Below are 17,999 nucleotides of genomic sequence, written 5' to 3'. Positions count from 1 at the left end.
ACGTCCCCGCGCGCACGGTCATCAGTCCGCATAGACGCCCGCCTTGCGGATGATGGGTCCCCACTTGTCCACTTCGGATTGCAGCCAGCGTTGCAGGCCTTCTGGCGTCTGCTTGGCTTCGGGCACGATCTCGGCGCCCAATTCGGCCATCTTCTGCGTGAAGGCCGGGTCTTTCAGCGCGGCGCGCAGGGCTTCGTTGAACTTGGCGATGACCTCGGGCGGCGTGCCCTTGGGCGCGTAGACGCCGTGCCACACCTTGACCTCGAAGCCCTTCACACCGCCTTCCTGCAAGGTGGGCGCATCGGGCAGCGCCTTGATGCGGTCCAGGGTGGTGACGCCGTACAGCTTCACGCGCTGGCTCTTGATATGCGGGATGGTCTGCGTGGTCTGGTCGCACAGCACGTCCACCTGGCCGCCCAGCAGTGCCGTCAGCGCGGGCGCCGTGCCGGCATAGGGCACGGTCGTGAACTGCACGCCCAGCGATTCCTGCAACAACATGCCGCACAGCTGCGACACCGCGCCCAGGCCCGCATTGGCCAGGTTAATCTTGTTGCCGTTGGCGTGTGCGTACTGGATGAATTCGGCCATGTTGCCGGGCGGCAGATCCTTGCGGCCCAGCAGCGTCATCGGCACGTCGGCCACCTGGCCGACATAGGAAAAGTCGGTCAGCGGATTGAACGGCGGCTTGCGGTACAGCGCGGGCGCGGTGGCCATGCCGTTGTGGTGGATCAGGAAGGTATAGCCGTCGGGCGCGGCGCGCGCCACGTGCATGGCCGCCAACGTGCCGCCGGCACCGGTGCGGTTCTCGATGATGATGCTCTGGCCCAACGTCTTGGACATCGCGGCGCCCAGGCTGCGCGCCACGACATCGGTGGGGCCGCCGGCCGAAAACGGCACCACCAGCGAAATGGCATGGTTGGGATAGTTGCTCTGGGCCGCGGCGGGGCCGCCAGCCAGGCAGGCCAGGGCCACCAACGGCCCGGCCAAGCGCGAGAGTGCGCGCGAGGAAATAGGGGTCATGTCTCGTTCCTTGTGGTTTTATCGTGACCCGCAAGGCGAAGCATGACGGGCTGGCACCAGTGTGGCGCGCCAGCCGGAAGATGAGAATTTGCGGTTTTACAAGCCGGGCTTAGGGAAGCGGAAAGGAGGGTTTATACGGTCAGACACTGTTGCTGGTCGCGAGCCGAAAACACGAAAGCCCGCAGCAATTGCTTGCATGCGGGCTTCGGAAGGTGGGCACATGAAATCTCATATGCGTTGAAATCAGTGTATGTCGGCCCCGGATCGCCCGCAAGCATCATGGCGTCAATTAGCGGCCAGCGGCCTCCATGGCGCAATAAGTAGGACGAAACCTGCTAAAGACCTAGCGGGTTTGCTGGGGGTTCATTTTGTCCCTAATTAGCCTGATCCTTGCCAGGATCTTCCGCCAGCACCTGCGGGGCGGCGTAGACGGCCAGGGGCACGTCTACCGGTTCGGCGCGCAGCGGCTGGTGGATGCGGCTGGTGGGCACCAGCGAGGTGGGGTCTTCGGGGTTGGCCCAGAGTGGGTCGGGGATTTCGGCGAAGACCTGGCGCAGGCGTTCGCCCCAGGTGCCGCGGATCATGCGGAAGTATTCGTTGTGCTCGTCGATGCTGGCGAAATGCGTGACGCGCAGCGCGTGGGTGTCATACACCAGCAGGTCCAGCGGCAGGCCCACCGAGATGTTCGAGCGCAGCGTCGAATCCATCGAGATCAAGGCGCACTTGGCGGCCTCGTCCAGCGTGGTCTCGGGGCGCAGCACGCGGTCCAGGATGGGTTTGCCGTACTTGGCTTCGCCGATCTGGAAATAGGGGCATTCCGAGCCGGCTTCGATGAAATTGCCGGCCGAATACAGCTGGAACAGCCGGCAGCGTTCGGTGCCGATCTGGCCGCCGAAGATCAGGCTGACGTTGAATTCCACGCCCTGCTCGTGCAGGGCCGCGGCCTCGCGGTGATAGACGTCGCGCACGGCGGCGCCGACCCGGCGGGTGGCCTCGAACATGTCGGGCGCGTTCCAGACGGTTTCGCCGCCTTCGTCGTGCTGGCGTCCCAGCGCGTTCAGCACCGCCTGGCTGACGGCCAGGTTGCCGGACGTCATCAGGACCATCACGCGGTCGCCCGGGCGCTCGAAGACGGTCATCTTGCGGAACACGCTGATCTGGTCGACACCGGCATTGGTGCGGGAGTCGGACAGGAAGACCAGGCCGGAATCGAGGCGGGCTGCGACGCAGTAAGTCATGATGGGAAAAAAAGAAAAGCCACGCCGCATTGTATTGCGGCGCGGCCGGCAGGGGTTATTGCTGCAAAGTCGTCTGCACTTCCACGTGGACCTCCATGGATTCCTCGCCGCCGCCGCTGCGCACGCCGCGCACCGGCGAAGCCGAGTCATAGTCACGTCCCACCGCCAGCCGGCAGTGGCAATCTGACGCGAACTGGCGGTTGGTGATGTCTACGCTGGTCCAGCCGGTGTCGGGCAGCCAGACGTCTGCCCAGGCGTGGCTGGCCGCGTGCTGGGTGGTGGTGTACAGGTAGCCGCTGACGTAGCGGGCGGGAACGCCCAGGCCGCGCACGCAGGCCAGGAACAGGTGGGCGTGGTCCTGGCAGACGCCGTGGCCCATGGCCAGCACCTGGCTGGCCGCGGTGGTGACGTCGGTGGTGCCCGGTTCGTAGGCCACACGGTCGCAGATGGCGCTGGCCAGCGCCAGCACGTCGGCCGGCGCATTCAGGCCGCCGGGCAGCACATCGCGGGTGAAGGCGTGGATGGTGTCGTCGGCCTGCGTCAGCGGCGTCTGCACGCAATACGCGTGCACCGGCAGGCGGCTGTCTTCGCCGCCCAGCGCGCCCAGCGTCAGGGCGCCCACCTGCACCTGGCCCACCACGCGCAGCTCGATTTCGGTGTGCGGGCGGTTCAGCGTCAGCGTATGGGTGATGTTGCCGTAGGCATCCACCTGCTGTTCCAGCGCGCCGGGCGCTTCGATGTGCCAGCGCAGCACGCGCTGGTGCTCGTCGTCGCGCGGCGTCAGCCGCAGGGTCTGGATGCTGTAGGTGACGGGCGCGGTATAGCGGTAATGCGTGACGTGCGTGATGATCTGTTTCATGCCTGTCTCCTTGTCATGCCGACAGCGGCACCAGGAAGTCCTGGCTGATGCGGTTGCCCAGATCGTTGATACGGTCCAGGAAGTGCTCCAGGTACTGGTGCAGGCCGCTCTGCAGAATGTCTTCGACGCGGCCGAACTGCAGTTCGGCGCACAGCATGCCGGCGCGGCGCTGCGTTTCGGTCGAGCGTTGGTTCGACACGCGCGCCAGGTCCTCGGACACCGCCCGCATCGACGCCAGCAGCGAACGCGGCATGTCGGGGTGCAGGATCAAGAGTTCGGCCACGCGGTCCGGCGTGATGACGTCGCGATATACCTTGCGATAGATCTCCAGCCCCGACACAGAACTGAGCAGCGCCGACCAGCGGTAGAACTCGCTTTGCAGGCCGGTTGTGGCGCTGCCATTGCCGTCGACGCGGCCGTCCTGCTGCTGTTGCTGCTGCTGCGAGCCATTGGGCGGTGCAGCGCCATTGCCGTCGCGTTCGTGGAACTTCACGTCCAGCATGCGTGCGGTGTTGTCGGCGCGTTCCAGGTGCATGCCGATGCGCAGGAAGTACAGCGCCTCGTCTTCGAGCATGGTGCCGATGGTGACGCCGCGGGCCAGGTGCGAACGGAACTTCACCCACTCGAAGAATTCACCCGGGTTGCGTTCCAGCAGGCCGGTGTGCAGGTGCTTGAGCAGTTCCAGCCAGGTGGTGTTGTAGGTCTCCCAGACTTCGGTGGTCAGGCTGCCGCGCACGGCGCGCGCATTCTCGCGGGCGGCGCGCATGCAGGTGTAGATGGACGACGGGTTCTCGGGGTCGCGCACCATGTATTGCAGCACGTCGTGTGGCGAAATGACGTCGTGCTTGGCGCGGTACAGGCCTTGCAGTTCCGAGATGCGCAGCACGGCGTTCCACGAGCCCTCGCGGGTCTGCGCGTCTTGCGGCAGCAGCGACATCTGCAGGTTCACGTCCAGCATGCGGGCGGTGTTCTCGGCGCGCTCGATGTAGCGGCACATCCAGAACAGGTTGTCGGCGGTTCGGCTCAGCATCGTTATTCCTCCAGAACCCAGGTGTCCTTGGTGCCGCCGCCCTGGCTGCTGTTGACCACCAGCGAGCCTTCGGTCAGCGCCACGCGGCACAGGCCGCCGGGCACGGTGCGGATGTCCTTGCCGCACAGCACGTACGGCCGCAGGTCGACGTGGCGCGGCGCCACGCCCGACTCGACATAGGTGGGCACGGTGGACAGCGCCAGCGTGGGCTGCGCGATGTAGTTGGCCGGGTTGGCGCGCACGCGGTCCTTGAAGGCTTCGACCTCGGCGCGCGAGGCCGACGGCCCCACCAGCATGCCGTAGCCGCCGGCGCCGTGGACTTCCTTGACCACCAGTTCGTGCATGTTGGCCATCACGTGGGACAGCTCTTCGGGACGGCCGCAGCGCCAGGTCGGCACGTTCGACAGGATCGGCTCTTCGCTCAGGTAGAAGCGGATCATGTCCGGCACATACAGGTAGGTGGACTTGTCGTCGGCAATACCCGTGCCGATGGCGTTGGCCAGCGTCACGCGGCCGGCGCGGTACACCGACAGCAGGCCGGGCACGCCTAGCGCCGAATCGGCCCGGAACGACAGCGGGTCCAGGAAGTCGTCGTCCAGCCGGCGGTAGATCACGTCGACCTTGCGCGGCCCTTGCGTGGTGCGCATGTACACCGTGTTCTGTTCCACGAATAGGTCCTGGCCTTCGACCAGTTCCACGCCCATCTGCTGCGCCAGGAAGGCGTGCTCGAAATAGGCCGAGTTGTACATGCCCGGCGTCAGCACCACCACGGTCGGGTCGTCGCCGCCATGCGGCGCCACTTCGCGCAGGTTGTCCAGCAACAGGTCGGGGTAATGCGCGACGGGTTCGACCTTGATGCGGCTGAAGGCGTCGGGCATCAGACGCATCGACATTTTGCGGTTTTCCAGCATGTACGACACGCCGGACGGCACCCGCAGGTTGTCTTCCAGCACATAGAATTCGCCGGCGCCGGCGCGCACGATATCCACGCCCGCGATGTGGCAGTAGATGTCCTCGGCCACGTCCACGTCCTGCATTTCGGGGCGGTACTGGGCATTCAGGAACACCTGTTCGGCCGGCACGATGCCGGCGCGCACGATGTCGTGGCCGTGATAGATGTCGTGGATGAACATGTTCAGCGCGCGCACGCGCTGCTTCAGGCCGGCTTCCAGGCGGCGCCATTCGTCGGCGGGAATGATCCGCGGGATCATGTCGAAGGGAATCAGGCGTTCGGTGCCGGCCGCGTCGCCGGCCACCGAAAAGGTGATGCCTACCCGGCGAAAGCTCAGGTCGGCTTCCAGGCGGCGTGCCGCCATGGCTTCCGCGGATTGCTCGTCGTGCCAGCGCTCGAAGGCCTGGTAATGGGAGCGTATGCCGCCTGCGCTGTCGCGCATCTCGTCATAGGCGGCTGGACGGGATGGTCTGTCCTTCATGGCTCCTCCGTTGCAGATGCTGACGGCCGGCTTGGGCGCGGCCGTTATCCGGTCCGTGCAGACCGGTCTGAATGAATAAGCAACCCGCATGCCAGCTTTGCGCGGACAAACGTGGCCGCCCTTGGGCAAGCATATCCTTCCCTGGGTCTTGTGTGGCCAGCCCCCGGGGAAACGACAGGCGCCCATGGCGTGGCACAGGGCGGTCGAGGTGGCCGGCAAGGTCCCGGCGCGGGGGCGTGGTGGGTTCGTGACACCGCCATGGGGGAAAACCGCGGGCGGGGGATGAGCGACGGGCGTGCCGTGCTGTGGGGCGCGGGCTGGGCCTCGGCGAGGCGGTAGCCCGGAATATCAGGGTCAGATGATAGGGCTTGCACCAGGTTGGTGCAAGCCCCGGGGCAACTCTGGTGCGTCAGCGCAGCGTGTAGCTGTGCAGAAGGGTGCCGCCCTGGCCGGGTTCCTGCTGCGGGGCATGCGGCACCCAGCCGTCCGGGGTGATCACCGCGTCCAGGCGGAAATCATGGGCGGCCGGCAGGTAGCCGGGGTCCAGTTCGCCGCAGCTCCAGGCCACGCCGATGGTGGTGAAGGCGTGGCCGCGGTCGCGCAGCGCGGCCAGGGTCCGGTCGTAATAGCCGCCGCCATAGCCCAGGCGGTCGCCGGATTCGGTATAGCCCAGCGTGGGCACCAGCAGCACGTCGGGCAGCACCTCGGCGCCGCGCACGGGTTCCTGGATGCCATAGGGGCCGGCGCGCAGCTCGGCGTCCGGCGTCCAGGGCAGGAACACCAGGGGGGCGTTGCGTTCGCGCACCACCGGCAGCGCCACCGTCACCCCGTTATCGGTCCATTGTTCCAGCAAGGGGCGCAGGTCGGGCTCGTCTTCCATGGGCCAGAAGGCCGCCACCGTGGCCGGCGCCGGGCGGCCGGCGCGCACGGCTTCGTCGCGCGCCACGTTGAGCCAGGTGAACAGGCGCGCGCGCATCAGCAAACCGCCGCGGCTGCGTTGATCTTCGGGCAGTTCGGCACGCAATTTCCGCAATCGCGTGCGTAGCTGGACTGCGGTATCCTCTGGAGTATTTTGCGTAGTCATGCGGTAGCTGTAACAGGGGTGAAAAATGAAGGCGACAATGCGGATCAGCGATAACACCAACAACCGCGCGCACCATTGCGCGGACCCGCAAGCCGCTGGCAAGGCCGGCGCATGAAGCACACGCCCAACGACCTGACCATGGCCCCGGCCTCGCAATTCGGACGGTATCAGAAATCCGCCGGGAAATCCCCGCAGCCCGGCGACGCGCGCGCCGGCCTGCGCCGCTGGCTGCCGCTGCTGGCCTTGTTCACCGCGGCCTGTGCACCGGTCGACGCCCAGCAACGCAGCGCTGCGGTCAATCCGCAGCCCCAGCCTGCCGTGCAGACCCCGCAGCCGGCCATCGCCGTGCCGCCGGCCGTGCTGGCCGGCCTGCCGCCCACCAGCGACACCCCCGCGCTGGCTGCCGTGGTGGCGGCGCGTGAAGCCATGAACCGCAAGCAATGGTCGGTGCTGGGCGCGCTGGTGCCGCAAGCCAAGTCCGATCCGCTGGGCATGTACCCCGAATACTGGCTGCTGCGCTACCAGCTCTGGAGCCCACCCACGGGGGGCCGGCCCACCGCCGACCTGCAGAAATTCATCAACGGCAATCCCGATGCCTACCTGGCCGACCGCCTGCGCGCCGACTGGCTGCTGGCCGCCGCGCGCAGCGGCGACTTCGACACCGTGCGCAAGCTCGCGCCCGTCAAGAACACCAACGCCCAGGTCGAATGCGCCATCCTGGACGCCAAGCACATGACCGGCCAGCGCGCCACGGCCGCCCAGGCCATCGCTGCCTTCGCGCCGGGCGGCTCCTGCTGGGCGCTGTACGACCAGTTGGTCGCCGATCGCATCCTGGGCTGGGACGAACTCGAACCCCAGCTGCGCGATGCCATCGAGGCCAACAAGACCACCGACGCCCGCAAGTTCGTGCAGTACATGTTCGAGCCGCGCGACCAGAAAACCTACGACGTCCTCATCAAGGACCCGATGCGCTGGCTGACGCGGCAAGACCGCCTGCCCGTGGGCCGCAACGAAAAAGAGCTGGTCACCATTGCCCTGGCGCGCCTGGCGCGTTCGGACATCAACGTGGCCGATTCGTACCTGCGGCGCGAATGGGCCAAGTCCATGGCCAAGTCGAACCTGGCCTGGATTCGCGGCCAGTACGCGCTGGTGGCCGCGCTGAACCTGGATAGCCGCGCCGACGACTGGTACCACGAAGCCGGCCATATCCGCATGACCGACTACAACGCCGGCTGGAAGGTACGCGCCGCGCTGCGCCAGCCCAAGATCGACTGGAAGTGGGTCATCGAGTCCATCGACCAGATGCCGGCCGCGCAGCAAGCGGACCCGTCGTGGGTCTACTGGAAGGCGCGCGGCATGGCCGCCACCGGCCGCCGCGACCAGGCCAACGCGGCCTACGCCAGCATCGCCGATCGATTCGATTTCTATGGCCAGCTGTCGGCCGAAGAACTGGGCCGGCGCATCACCGTGCCCCCGCGCGCCACGCCCGTCAGCGACCGCGAAATCGCCGAAGCCCGGGCCAACCCGGGCCTGCGCCGCGCCGTGCAGCTGTTCCGCCTGGGCTGGCGCCAGGAAGCCGTGCCCGAATGGAACTTCGCGCTGCGTGGCATGACCGACCGCCAACTGATCGCCGCGGCTGAGCTGGCCCGCGCCGAAAACATCTACGACCGCGTGGTCAACACGTCCGACCGCACCGAAAAGGAATTCGACTTCAGCCAGCGCTTCATCGCGCCCTTCGAAGGCCGCGTCACCGCCAAGGCCAACGCCATTGCGCTGGACCCGGCCTGGGTCTACGGCCTGATCCGCCAGGAATCGCGCTTCATCATGGACGCACGCTCGCACGTGGGCGCCTCGGGCCTGATGCAGCTGATGCCGGCCACGGCCAAGTGGGTTGCCGGCAAGATCGGCATGAGCAACTTCACGCCCGACAGCGTCAACGATTTCGACACCAACACCGAACTGGGCACCAACTACCTGAACATGGTGCTGCGCGACCTGAACGGCTCGCAGATGCTGGCCAGCGCCGGCTACAACGCGGGGCCGCGTCGGCCGCACAACTGGCGTTCGACCTTCACGCACCCCGTCGAAGGCGCGATCTTTGCCGAGACCATCCCGTTCAACGAAACGCGCACCTACGTCAAGAACGTGATGTCCAACGCGGTCTATTACGCCGCCATGTTCAGCGGCCAGCCGCAGTCCCTGAAAGAGCGCCTGGGCAACATCGTGCCGCTGGGCGCTGAAACCACCAACCTGCCATGACGCAAGACGTGGCAACGCAGGGCTTGCAGGTGTTCATCGTGGGGGGCGCAGTGCGTGATGCGCTGCTCGGCCTGACGCCTGGCGATCACGACTGGGTGGTGGTCGGCGCCACGCCCGAAGACATGGCGCGGCGCGGTTTCATTCCGGTGGGCGGCGACTTTCCGGTGTTCCTGCACCCGGTCACCAAAGAGGAATACGCGCTGGCGCGCACCGAACGCAAATCGGGGCGCGGCTACAAGGGCTTTACCTTCTATACCGGCGCCGACGTCACGCTCGAAGAAGACCTGCGCCGCCGCGACCTGACCGTCAATGCCATCGCACAGCGTCCGGATGGCACGCTGGTCGACCCCCTGGGTGGCGCGGCCGACGTGCAGGCGCGCGTGTTCCGTCACGTGGGCGAGGCGTTCGAGGAAGACCCGGTGCGCATCCTGCGCCTGGCCCGCTTCACCGCGCGCTTTGCCGATTTCAGTGTGGCGCCCGAAACCCTGGAACTGTGCCGCCGCATGGTCGAGGCCGGCGAGGCCGACGCCCTGGTGGCCGAGCGCGTCTGGAAAGAACTGTCGCGTGGCCTGATGGCCGCCGCGCCGTCGCGCATGCTCGACATCCTGCGCCAATCCGGCGCGTTGGCGCGCGTCATGCCTGAATTGCAAGACTCGGAAATCACCGGTGCCGACATCGACCGCGCCGCTTCGTCAGGCCTGGCGCTGCCGGGCCGCTATGCGCTGCTGTGCCGGCTGTCGTCCGAGCGCGAAGCGCTGGGCCGGCGCCTGCGCGTGCCGGCCGAATGCAACGACTACGCGCGTTTGCTGCCCCAGATGCTGGCGGGGCTGGATGCCGCCCAGGCGGCCGGCGCGGACGCCGCCGATGCACAACTGGCGCTGATGGAACGCGCCGACGCGCTGCGCAAGCCCGAACGCTTTTTCGATCTGCTGGATACCGTGGCGGTGTTGCAGCCGGTGGACCGTGATGCCTGGCGTGCCCGCGTGGATGCCGTGCGCGGCGTGGATGCGGGCGCTATCGCCCGGGGCTGCGCGGGCGACCCGGCGCGCATCAAACAAAGCGTGCGCGATGCACGCTTGCAGCGGTTACGCGCGGGTTGATGGCGGGGGCGTGACGCCGGCGGGCGCGCATGCGGGCTAGGCGGCGCTTGCCCTGCAAGCATCTGGTCGCCGGTCCGGCGCCTTACAGCTTGCCCAGGCGGTCGCCGCGGGCAAATCCGATCAGCGGTTCCGTCATGCCTCGACCCACCGCCAGTACCTTGAACAGCTCGCCCATCTCGGCCTCCGACAGCAGCTTCTGCACCGGCGCCACCGCCTGCGCGTAGGCTTGCGCATCCGATGGGTCCAGCTGCGCCAGCAGTTCCATCAGGCCCGCGTTCATCAGGAAGCGCGCCTGCGAGGTATAGCCCAGCACCTGCAGCCCGGCCGCCATCGCGGCGTCTGCCATGGCGGTGAAATCCACGTGCGCGGTGATGTCCTGCAGCCCGGGCGCGGTGAAGGGATCGCCGTGCGCATGGTGGCGCAGGTGGCACATCAGCGTGCCGCCCGCGCGTTGCGGGTGGTAGTACTCGCTGCGCGGAAAACCGTAGTCCACCAGCAGCGCCGCGCCCTGTTCCAGCCAGCCACCCATCGCGTCGATCCAGGCTTCGCCCTGCAGATTGATTTCGGACACGTAGCCGGGCAGCGCCGGCATGCGCGCCTGCACCGCAGCGGCCAGGCGCGGCGAGGCCGGACGGTCTTCCCACACGAAGCCCTGCGCCGCGTCCACGGCCACGCCGCGTTCGAGCACGGTGCCATCGGCGCCCCAGGTGAAGAGCGATACCGGCATCGCGTCCAGCACTTCATTGGCCAGCACGCAGCCCCGGAAACGCTGCGGCAGCGCATCCAGCCATTGCACCCGCGCGCCGAACGGCGCCAGCCTTTCGGCCTGGCGTGCGCGCAGGTCGGCCGACACTTCCAGGATCAGGTACTGCGTGTCCGTCAGCCCCAGCGCGTCCAGTTCGCGCAGCACGCCTTCGGCCAGCGCGCCGGTGCCGGCGCCGAATTCCAGCACGTGGTGCGTGTCGGTCTGGCGCAGTATCTGCGCCACCTGGCGCGCCAAGGTGCGCGCGAACAAGGGCGTCAGCTGCGGCGCGGTGACGAAGTCGCCGGCAGGCGCGCGGCCATCGGTCTCGGGTTCGGCCAGCTTCACGTTGCCTGCGGCGTAATAGCCCAGCCCGGGGGCGTAAAGCGCTTCCGCCATCCAGTGGTCAAACGGCAGCCAGCCCGAGGCGGCGGCGATCGCGGCGCGCAGGTGCGCACTGGCGGCATCGCTGTGCGCCTGGGCGGCGGGGGAAAGGGGGGGCAGGTTGGCAGGGGCGGGGCGTTGCATGGCAGGAATCAGGACGTCGGGGCAATCACGCATTTTCCCAAAAAACAAACCCCGCGACAGGCGCGGGGTTTGCTGGGGGAAATCGACAGGCCGCCAGGCGGCTGGTCGATGTGCCGATCAGGGCTTAGCCGCGGCGGTCGCCGGCCGGCTTGGCGAAGCGCTTGGCGGGGCCGCCGGGGCGCTTGTCGAACGTGGGCTTGCCGCGGAAGCCGCCTTCGCGCTGCGGACGGTCGCCAAAGCTGGGGCGATCGCTGAAGCTGGGACGGGCGTCACGGTCGGCGCCGCGGAAACCGCCTTCACGAGGAGCGCGTTCGTTGAACGGGCGCGCATCGCGCTGGGGGCGGTCGCCAAAGCTGGGACGGTCGCCGAAGCTGGGGCGCGAATCACGGTCGGCGCCACGGAAGCCGCCTTCACGCTGGGGGCGATCACCGAAGGGACGATTGCCCTGGTAGCCGCCTTCGCGTTGGGGACGGTCGCCGAAGCTGGGGCGATCGCTGAACGAGCGGGCAGGGCGGTCGCCGAAGGGGCGATTGCCTTGGTAACCGCCTTCGCGCGGGGCGCCGTCGCGGGCGCCTTGGTAACCGCCTTCACGCGGCTTGAACTCGCCACGCGGGCCACCGAACGAACGGCCTTCACGCGAGCCGCCGTCACGGTTGCCTTGGTAACCGCCGCCGAAACCGCCGGGGCGCTTGCCGAAAGGCTTGCCGCCGCGCGGCGCAGCGCCGGTCGACGGACGCGGGGTGCGCTTGGGTTCCAGACCGGCGATCACTTCAGGGGTGATCGATTGGCCGATGTAGTGCTCGATGCGGCGAACCTTGTGGCGCTCGGAGTGCGTGGCCAGCGTGAACGCCAGGCCGTTGCGGCCGGCGCGGCCGGTACGGCCGATACGGTGCACGTAGTCTTCGGCTTGCATCGGCAGGTCGAAGTTGACGGCGTGGCTGATGCCTTGCACGTCGATGCCGCGTGCGGCCACGTCGGTGGCAACCAGAATGCGCAGCTGGCCGCGTTGCAGTTGCGACAGCGTACGGGTGCGTTGGCGCTGGTTCATGTCGCCGTGCAGGGCAGCGGCGGCAAAGCCTTGGTCGGCCAGGCGGTCCGCCAGGTCGTCAGCGCCGCGCTTGGTCGACGTGAAGACAATAGCCTGGTCCAGCGAGGCGTCGCGCAGCACGTGGTCGAGCAGCTGCATCTTGTGGCTGGCGTCGTCCGCGTACAGCAGGCTTTGCGTGATGTTGGTGTGCTTTTCCTTGGAGCCGGCCATCTCGATACGCTGCGGGTCGCGCATCATGCGCGCCGCCAGCTTGGCGATGGTGCCGTCCAGGGTGGCCGAGAACAGCAGCGTCTGGCGTTCTGCGGGCAGGCGGCTGACGATGGTCTCGATATCTTCAATGAAGCCCATGTCCAGCATGCGGTCGGCTTCGTCCAGCACCAGCGTGTGCACGGTGTTGAGCTTGACGCGGCCCGACTGCAGGTGGTCGATCAGGCGGCCGGGGGTGGCGACCAGCACGTCAACGCGGCGCGACAGCGCCTTCAGTTGGGCGCCGTAGGGCATGCCGCCGACGACAGTGGCGGTGCGCAGGTCGGCCAGCTTGCGGCCGTAGGTGGAGGTGGCTTCGGTAACTTGCAGGGCCAGTTCGCGGGTCGGGGTCAGGACCAGCACTTGCACGCCGACGCCCTTGTTGGCGGGCATCTGGGCAATGCGGTGCAGGGCCGGCAGCATGAAGGCGGCGGTCTTGCCGCTGCCCGTCTGCGAGGACACCATCAGGTCGTGGCCGGCCAGCGCTTGCGGAATGGCCGACGCTTGAACGGGGGTGGGGGTGCTGAAGCCAGCTTCTTGAACGGCCGACAACAGGGCGGGTGCGAGACCCAGGGTTTCGAAAGACATTACTTTCCCTTGCCGCGAAAAATGCGACGCAGTGCTTGGTCGGGCCAGGGGATTAGGCGGCCGGATCCAGGCGACGGTTGATGGAGCATCGTGCCGACCGAATCAACCGTGCGCGTGGCGCGTTCTCTTGATACTGCTTGGAACGCAGGGCGAAAGGAAAGGAGGTCAGGAATCGATGATGTTCGGCATGGGGCTCGGGCTTGGTTGCCCGGCAGACTGCTAAAACTTCCGCTAAATCAAGGCGGTAAATGCCGAACTCGTTTTGTGCAGTGCGGCGATCATAACCCGAATTCGCCCTGCATGGGAATTATTTTTTTGTCCAGCGCCCAATCAATAGGGTTTTTCCCTTGGTCGGCCAGCCAGCGATTGGTCGCCAGGAAGTGCCCGCAGCCCAGGAACGGCACCGGGGGGCGCCGGGCGGACAGCGGCGACGGGTGATTGGACATCAGCACCAGGTGGCCGCTGTTGCTGGGAAGCAACGCCTGCTTGGCCTGGGCATGGGCGCCCCACAGCAAAAATGCCTTGGGCGACGGGTCTTGGGCCACCAGCGCAATCAACGCGTCGGTCACCGTTTCCCAGCCGCGCTTGGCGTGGGATGCCGGCTGGCCGTCTTCCACCGTCAATGCAGTATTGAGCAGCAGCACGCCCTGGTCGGCCCAGGGGCTCAGGTCGTTGCCGGCGGGCAGCGCCGTGCCGGGGTATTCCTGGGCGATCTCATTGAAGATGTTGCGCAGGCTGGGCGGGCGCTTGCAGTCGTCCGGCACCGAAAACGCCAGCCCCTGGGCCTGGCCCGGGCCGTGATAGGGGTCTTGCCCCAGGATCACCACCCGCACGTCCGACGGCGCCAGGCCGTGCAGCGCCCGAAACGGCGTGGCCGGGTACACCACGGCACCCTCGGCCAACCGCTTTTCGACATGGGCGGTCACGGCTTGCAGGGCGTCGGCCACGCGCGGGGCGTGCAGCGCGGCCTGCCAGGCGGCGGGTAGTTGTGCCGTCTGGGCGGCGAGGGCGGCGGGAAGGAGGCGGTTATCGGTCGGCATGGGCGCGATTTTGGCATAGCCGGCCGGGGGCGGCGTTCACGTCGCCCCGCGGAATTTTCCTCACCCGATTTCAGATTCTTCCTATAGCAACGCATCCGCTCACCGAGATAAGTTAGCGGGGCAGTCAGCTGTTACGAAACATGTATCTCCATACGCGCGTCCCGTCGCTATGTATGCCGGATTATTCGTCAACAAACGGCATAAATTGAGATGTGCGCTTAATTAGTCCAAGTTCATACCGTTATTGGTAGAAACTAGTCATTTCAATAAGAAACAAGTGCACAAGTCCATACTGCGAAGCCGCCTCCGGCAGAGGCGCCTTCCCGGGTTGCTGTTGCCTGTTGCCATGGCGGCCCATTTCATCGGTTTTTCCCCGGTTGCGGCGCAGACCCTGCCCGCCGACGCCGCCTCGCGCGCCAGCGAGATCCAGCGACGCCAGGAACAGGAACTGGACGCCCAGCGCGCCCGCGCCGCCGAGCGGCCTGACGTGTTGTCTGCGCCGGCTGCCCCTGTTGCCGGCGAAGGGCCCCTGGCTTTTCCGGCCGAATCACCGTGCTTCACGCTGGGCCAGGTCATCTGGGATGGCCCCGAGCCCCCCGGCTGGCTGCGCCGCGAAAGCGAAGCCGCCCTGGGCCCCTGCGTGGGCGGTCAGGGCCTGCGCCTGCTGCAGGAACACTTGATGGCGGGGCTGATCGATCGCGGATGGATCACCGCGCGCGTGCTGGTGCCCGAACAATCGCTGGCCAGCGGCACGCTGACCCTGCGCTACGTGCCCGGCCGCATTTCCGGCGTCAAAAGCGACGGCGCGCCCGGCTGGTGGCGCACCGCCTTGCCGACCTGGCCAGGCGGCGACGTCAACCAGCGCGACCTGGACCAGGCCCTGGAGAACATCCGCCGCCTGGCCGGCCAGGCCGACGCCACCATCGACGTAGCCCCTGGCCCCGAGCTGGGCGAATCCGACATCATCATCAAGCCCGGCACCGGCAAGCGCTGGCATGCCTACCTGGGCGGTGACAACGCCGGCCTGGAATCCACCGGCAAGAACCAGGTCAACGCCGGCCTGACGCTGGATTCGCCGTTGTTCCTGTACGACCAACTGTCCGTGTCCTGGAACAGCAACGCCGACCTGCGCAACAGCGACGCCGGTTCGCGCGCCGCGTCCATCAACTACAGCATTCCATTCGGCTACTGGACCCTGTTCGCCGGCGCCAGCAAATCGCGCTATCGCCAGACGGTCGCCGGCTTTGACGAACCCATCGTCTACGGCGGCACCAGCAAGCAGATCGAGGCCGGCGTGTCGGTGGTGCCGTATCGCGGCGCCAGCTACAAGGGCACCGCCGTGCTGAAGTTCCTGCGCAAGCGCGCCAACAGCACCCTCAACGACGTCGACATCGAAGTGCAGCGACGCGACGTGGTTGGCTATGAATTCAGCTATGGCCACCGGCAGTACATCGACCAGCTGGTGCTGGATATCGGCGGAGGCGTGCGCGGCACGCTGCCGCAATTTTCCAACCAGTCCGGCTACGTCTACGGCGATCCCGACTGGAACGGGCGCAGCACGCTGCTGTCGGCCAACGCCGGCCTGTACCTGCCGTTCAAGGTGGCGGGCCAGCAGATGGCCTACCAGGCCAACTGGCAGATCCAGCACGCCAAGACGCCGGTCGTACCCGCCGACTACTTCACCATCGGCAACCGCTATGCGGTGCGCGGCTTCGACGGCCAGATGACCCTGGCTTCGGAAGACGGCTGGACGCTGCGCAACGACCTGTCGCTGAACCTGGGCAATCTGGGCCAGCAGCTCTACACCGGCCTGGACGCCGGTCGCGTTGGCGGCCCGTCTGCCCAGTACCTGACGGGCCGCACCCTGGTCGGCGCCGTCGCTGGCCTGCGCGGGCGCATCGCCATGCCCTATGTCAGCGCCAGCTACGACCTGTCGGCCGGGTGGCCCCTGAAAAAGCCCGACAACCTGAAGACGCAAAGCACGGTCTTCGCCGCCACGCTGATGTTCGAGTTCTAAGCCCGGGCGGCGCCTGGCGCGCCGCCTGCCGCATGACGTGCCGCGACCCAAGTTGCGCCACAAGTCGCTTCACACATTGCTTTGCGGGTTGCCTCGCCATGGGTCGACCCACCTCTACCGAGATTCGCCACGCTATGTCCAAGCTTCGCTCCGCAGTGCTCTGGTTGGTCCTCTACACGCAGATCTGGACGCCCGTGCTGGCGCAGACCTTGCCGATTTCGGTAGACCAGAACGTGGCCGGGCAGAAGCCCGTGGTGGGCGTGGCCAATGGCGTGCCGGTGGTGAACATTGCACCGCCTTCGGCCGGTGGGGTGTCCAACAACCGCTACACGCAGTTCAACGTCGGCCCGTCCGGCGTGGTGCTCAACAACAGCGGCGCGGCCAGCCAGACGCAAGTGGCGGGGCAGGTGGCGGGTAACCCGATGCTGGGTAATCAGCGTGCCACCACCATCCTGAACCAGGTCACGGCGCCCAATCCGTCGCAACTGCGGGGCATGCTGGAAGTGGCGGGCAACCGGGCGAACGTCATCGTTGCCAACCCGGCTGGCATCACCTGCAATGGCTGCGGGTTCTTGAATGCCAATCGCGCCACGCTGACTACCGGCAAGCCGGTCATTGGGCCGGACGGTGCGCTGGGCTTTGATATCGCCAGCGGGCGCTTGGCCATCGAAGGCGCGGGCTTATACGGCGCCAATCTCAGCCAACTGGACCTGCTGGCCCGCACGCTGGAACTGAACGCCCAGGTGTGGGCGGATCGCTTGAACGTGGTGGCCGGGTCGGCCCGCGTCGGGTATGACGGTATCGACGTCTCGGCCCTGTCCGGCGCTGGCGCTACGACTGGTGTATCCATCGACGTCGCGGCCCTGGGCGGCATGTACGCCAACAGCATCCGGCTGATCGGCACCGAGGCCGGTGTGGGCGTAAACATCGGTGGCAACCTGACTGCGCTGACCGGCACGCTGACCGTCAGCGCCAACGGCGACGTCAAGATTCTGCCGTCTGGCCGCATGCAGGCTGCCACTGACCTGTCGGTGCAAAGCGGACGCGATATCGTCAACGACGGTACGGTCACGGCGGGCGGCGCGTTGGCGCTCAACGCGCCCGGCTCGGTCACCAACACCGGCGCCGTTTCCTCGGCGGGCAATGCCAGTGTCATGGCACGGCAACTGGACAATCGCGGCGCCTTCACTGCTGGCTTGCAGGCCGATGGTTCGATCAGTCCTTTGGGTGCGCTGAGCGTGCAGGTCAGCGGCCTGCAGAATACCGGCACGCTGATGGCCGGCGGCAATGCTACGGTCACGGCCGATGCGCTGGGTCTGTCGGGCGGAAAATTCGTCGCGGGCGGTGCACTGACGTTGGATGCCAATGGCGCAATCACCAATCGCGCCGGTTCCGTGTACGGCGGTTCGGTGTTGCTGCGCGCGTCCAGCCTGGACAACACGGGTGGCAAGCTCACCAGCGGGGCAGGGCTGACCGCCAACGTCGCTGGCGCAATTGAAAATACGGCCGGCACCCTGGCGGGCACCGGCGCGGTGGCCATCACCGGCCAATCCATCGCCAACGCGGCAGGCGGCGTCGTCTCGGGCGACAGCGTCGCGCTGCGGGGAACGGCCGGCATCAACAACCAAGGCGGTTCCGTCCAAGCCAACGGCGCGCTACGTGTGGAAACGGCCGGCGCCTTGAACAACCAGGGCGGCAAGCTTCTGGGCGGCACGGCCGATATCCAGGCGGCCAGCCTGGACAACCGCAACGGCGTTGCGCAGGCGG

At 67.2% G+C, this 17,999-nt stretch carries 13 protein-coding genes; 4 read left to right on the top strand and 9 right to left on the bottom strand.

Features of this window, described 5'->3' with window-relative positions:
- Positions 1-21: 21 nt before the first annotated feature.
- From U858_RS0105645 to U858_RS0105620, 6 genes are all read right to left on the bottom strand, one after another.
- The gene (locus U858_RS0105645) at positions 22-1,020 is read right to left on the bottom strand and encodes a tripartite tricarboxylate transporter substrate-binding protein (protein ID WP_025136211.1); all 999 of its coding nucleotides are present in this window, start codon (positions 1,018-1,020) and stop codon (positions 22-24) included.
- A gap of 374 nt (positions 1,021-1,394) precedes the next feature.
- Positions 1,395-2,258 carry a proteasome-type protease gene (locus tag U858_RS0105640; protein WP_025136210.1) on the bottom strand — a complete coding sequence of 288 codons (864 nt, stop codon included), beginning with the start codon at positions 2,256-2,258 and terminating at the stop codon, positions 1,395-1,397.
- Between the two features lie 55 nt (positions 2,259-2,313).
- A complete protein-coding gene (locus U858_RS0105635; protein ID WP_025136209.1) occupies positions 2,314-3,117 on the bottom strand; it encodes a transglutaminase family protein in 804 nt (267 codons plus the stop codon).
- Between the two features lie 13 nt (positions 3,118-3,130).
- Positions 3,131-4,147, bottom strand: a complete 1,017-nt coding sequence (locus U858_RS0105630; protein WP_025136208.1) for an alpha-E domain-containing protein — start codon at positions 4,145-4,147, stop codon at positions 3,131-3,133.
- 2 nt (positions 4,148-4,149) lie between these two features.
- Positions 4,150-5,580 carry a circularly permuted type 2 ATP-grasp protein gene (locus tag U858_RS0105625; RefSeq protein WP_025136207.1) on the bottom strand — a complete coding sequence of 477 codons (1,431 nt, stop codon included), beginning with the start codon at positions 5,578-5,580 and terminating at the stop codon, positions 4,150-4,152.
- Positions 5,581-5,989: 409 nt separating this feature from the next.
- Positions 5,990-6,664, bottom strand: a complete 675-nt coding sequence (locus U858_RS0105620; RefSeq protein ID WP_025136206.1) for a 5-formyltetrahydrofolate cyclo-ligase — start codon at positions 6,662-6,664, stop codon at positions 5,990-5,992.
- A 111-nt stretch (positions 6,665-6,775) separates the two neighbouring features.
- On the opposite strand from U858_RS0105620, the gene U858_RS0105615 reads away from it, so the two are divergent.
- Both U858_RS0105615 and U858_RS0105610 read left to right on the top strand, forming a co-directional pair.
- Positions 6,776-8,923 carry a transglycosylase SLT domain-containing protein gene (locus U858_RS0105615; RefSeq protein ID WP_369797637.1) on the top strand — a complete coding sequence of 716 codons (2,148 nt, stop codon included), beginning with the start codon at positions 6,776-6,778 and terminating at the stop codon, positions 8,921-8,923.
- The gene (locus U858_RS0105610; protein WP_025136204.1) at positions 8,920-10,023 is read left to right on the top strand and encodes a tRNA CCA-pyrophosphorylase; all 1,104 of its coding nucleotides are present in this window, start codon (positions 8,920-8,922) and stop codon (positions 10,021-10,023) included. Before U858_RS0105615 ends, U858_RS0105610 begins: the two co-directional genes overlap by 4 nt.
- A gap of 82 nt (positions 10,024-10,105) precedes the next feature.
- Here the strand turns inward: U858_RS0105610 and U858_RS0105605 are convergent, their stop codons facing one another.
- The 3 genes from U858_RS0105605 to U858_RS0105595 form a co-directional block, all read right to left on the bottom strand.
- Positions 10,106-11,293: a class I SAM-dependent methyltransferase gene (locus U858_RS0105605; RefSeq protein ID WP_025136203.1), complete on the bottom strand. Its 1,188-nt coding sequence runs from the start codon at positions 11,291-11,293 to the stop codon at positions 10,106-10,108.
- A 124-nt stretch (positions 11,294-11,417) separates the two neighbouring features.
- Positions 11,418-13,175: a DEAD/DEAH box helicase gene (locus U858_RS0105600; RefSeq protein WP_025136202.1), complete on the bottom strand. Its 1,758-nt coding sequence runs from the start codon at positions 13,173-13,175 to the stop codon at positions 11,418-11,420.
- Between the two features lie 278 nt (positions 13,176-13,453).
- The gene (locus tag U858_RS0105595) at positions 13,454-14,215 is read right to left on the bottom strand and encodes a uracil-DNA glycosylase (RefSeq protein WP_025136201.1); all 762 of its coding nucleotides are present in this window, start codon (positions 14,213-14,215) and stop codon (positions 13,454-13,456) included.
- Between the two features lie 346 nt (positions 14,216-14,561).
- Between U858_RS0105595 and U858_RS0105590 the strand changes: the two genes are divergently transcribed.
- Entirely contained in the window at positions 14,562-16,232 is a 1,671-nt protein-coding gene (locus tag U858_RS0105590; RefSeq protein WP_369797643.1) for a ShlB/FhaC/HecB family hemolysin secretion/activation protein, read from the top strand.
- A gap of 134 nt (positions 16,233-16,366) precedes the next feature.
- Positions 16,367-17,999: filamentous hemagglutinin N-terminal domain-containing protein (locus U858_RS0105585; RefSeq protein ID WP_042884501.1), on the top strand; the 1,633-nt coding region annotated here is incomplete at its 3' end.

Source organism: Achromobacter sp. DH1f, from assembly GCF_000633435.1.
In the GTDB taxonomy this organism is placed as follows: Bacteria; Pseudomonadota; Gammaproteobacteria; order Burkholderiales; family Burkholderiaceae_B; genus Achromobacter; species Achromobacter deleyi.
Note: the sequence above shows the minus strand (reverse complement) of the source record. Positions and strands in the feature narration are given on the sequence as shown.

Bases quoted from the DNA above. Each gene is read 5' to 3' on its own strand.
- U858_RS0105645 (WP_025136211.1), bottom strand. From the start codon at position 1,020: ATGACCCCTATTTCCTCGCGCGCACTCTCGCGCTTGGCCGGGCCGTTG.
- U858_RS0105640 (WP_025136210.1), bottom strand. From the start codon at position 2,258: ATGACTTACTGCGTCGCAGCCCGCCTCGATTCCGGCCTGGTCTTCCTG.
- U858_RS0105635 (WP_025136209.1), bottom strand. From the start codon at position 3,117: ATGAAACAGATCATCACGCACGTCACGCATTACCGCTATACCGCGCCC.
- U858_RS0105630 (WP_025136208.1), bottom strand. From the start codon at position 4,147: ATGCTGAGCCGAACCGCCGACAACCTGTTCTGGATGTGCCGCTACATC.
- U858_RS0105625 (WP_025136207.1), bottom strand. From the start codon at position 5,580: ATGAAGGACAGACCATCCCGTCCAGCCGCCTATGACGAGATGCGCGAC.
- U858_RS0105620 (WP_025136206.1), bottom strand. From the start codon at position 6,664: ATGACTACGCAAAATACTCCAGAGGATACCGCAGTCCAGCTACGCACG.
- U858_RS0105615 (WP_369797637.1), top strand. From the start codon at position 6,776: ATGAAGCACACGCCCAACGACCTGACCATGGCCCCGGCCTCGCAATTC.
- U858_RS0105610 (WP_025136204.1), top strand. From the start codon at position 8,920: ATGACGCAAGACGTGGCAACGCAGGGCTTGCAGGTGTTCATCGTGGGG.
- U858_RS0105605 (WP_025136203.1), bottom strand. From the start codon at position 11,293: ATGCAACGCCCCGCCCCTGCCAACCTGCCCCCCCTTTCCCCCGCCGCC.
- U858_RS0105600 (WP_025136202.1), bottom strand. From the start codon at position 13,175: ATGTCTTTCGAAACCCTGGGTCTCGCACCCGCCCTGTTGTCGGCCGTT.
- U858_RS0105595 (WP_025136201.1), bottom strand. From the start codon at position 14,215: ATGCCGACCGATAACCGCCTCCTTCCCGCCGCCCTCGCCGCCCAGACG.
- U858_RS0105590 (WP_369797643.1), top strand. From the start codon at position 14,562: ATGGCGGCCCATTTCATCGGTTTTTCCCCGGTTGCGGCGCAGACCCTG.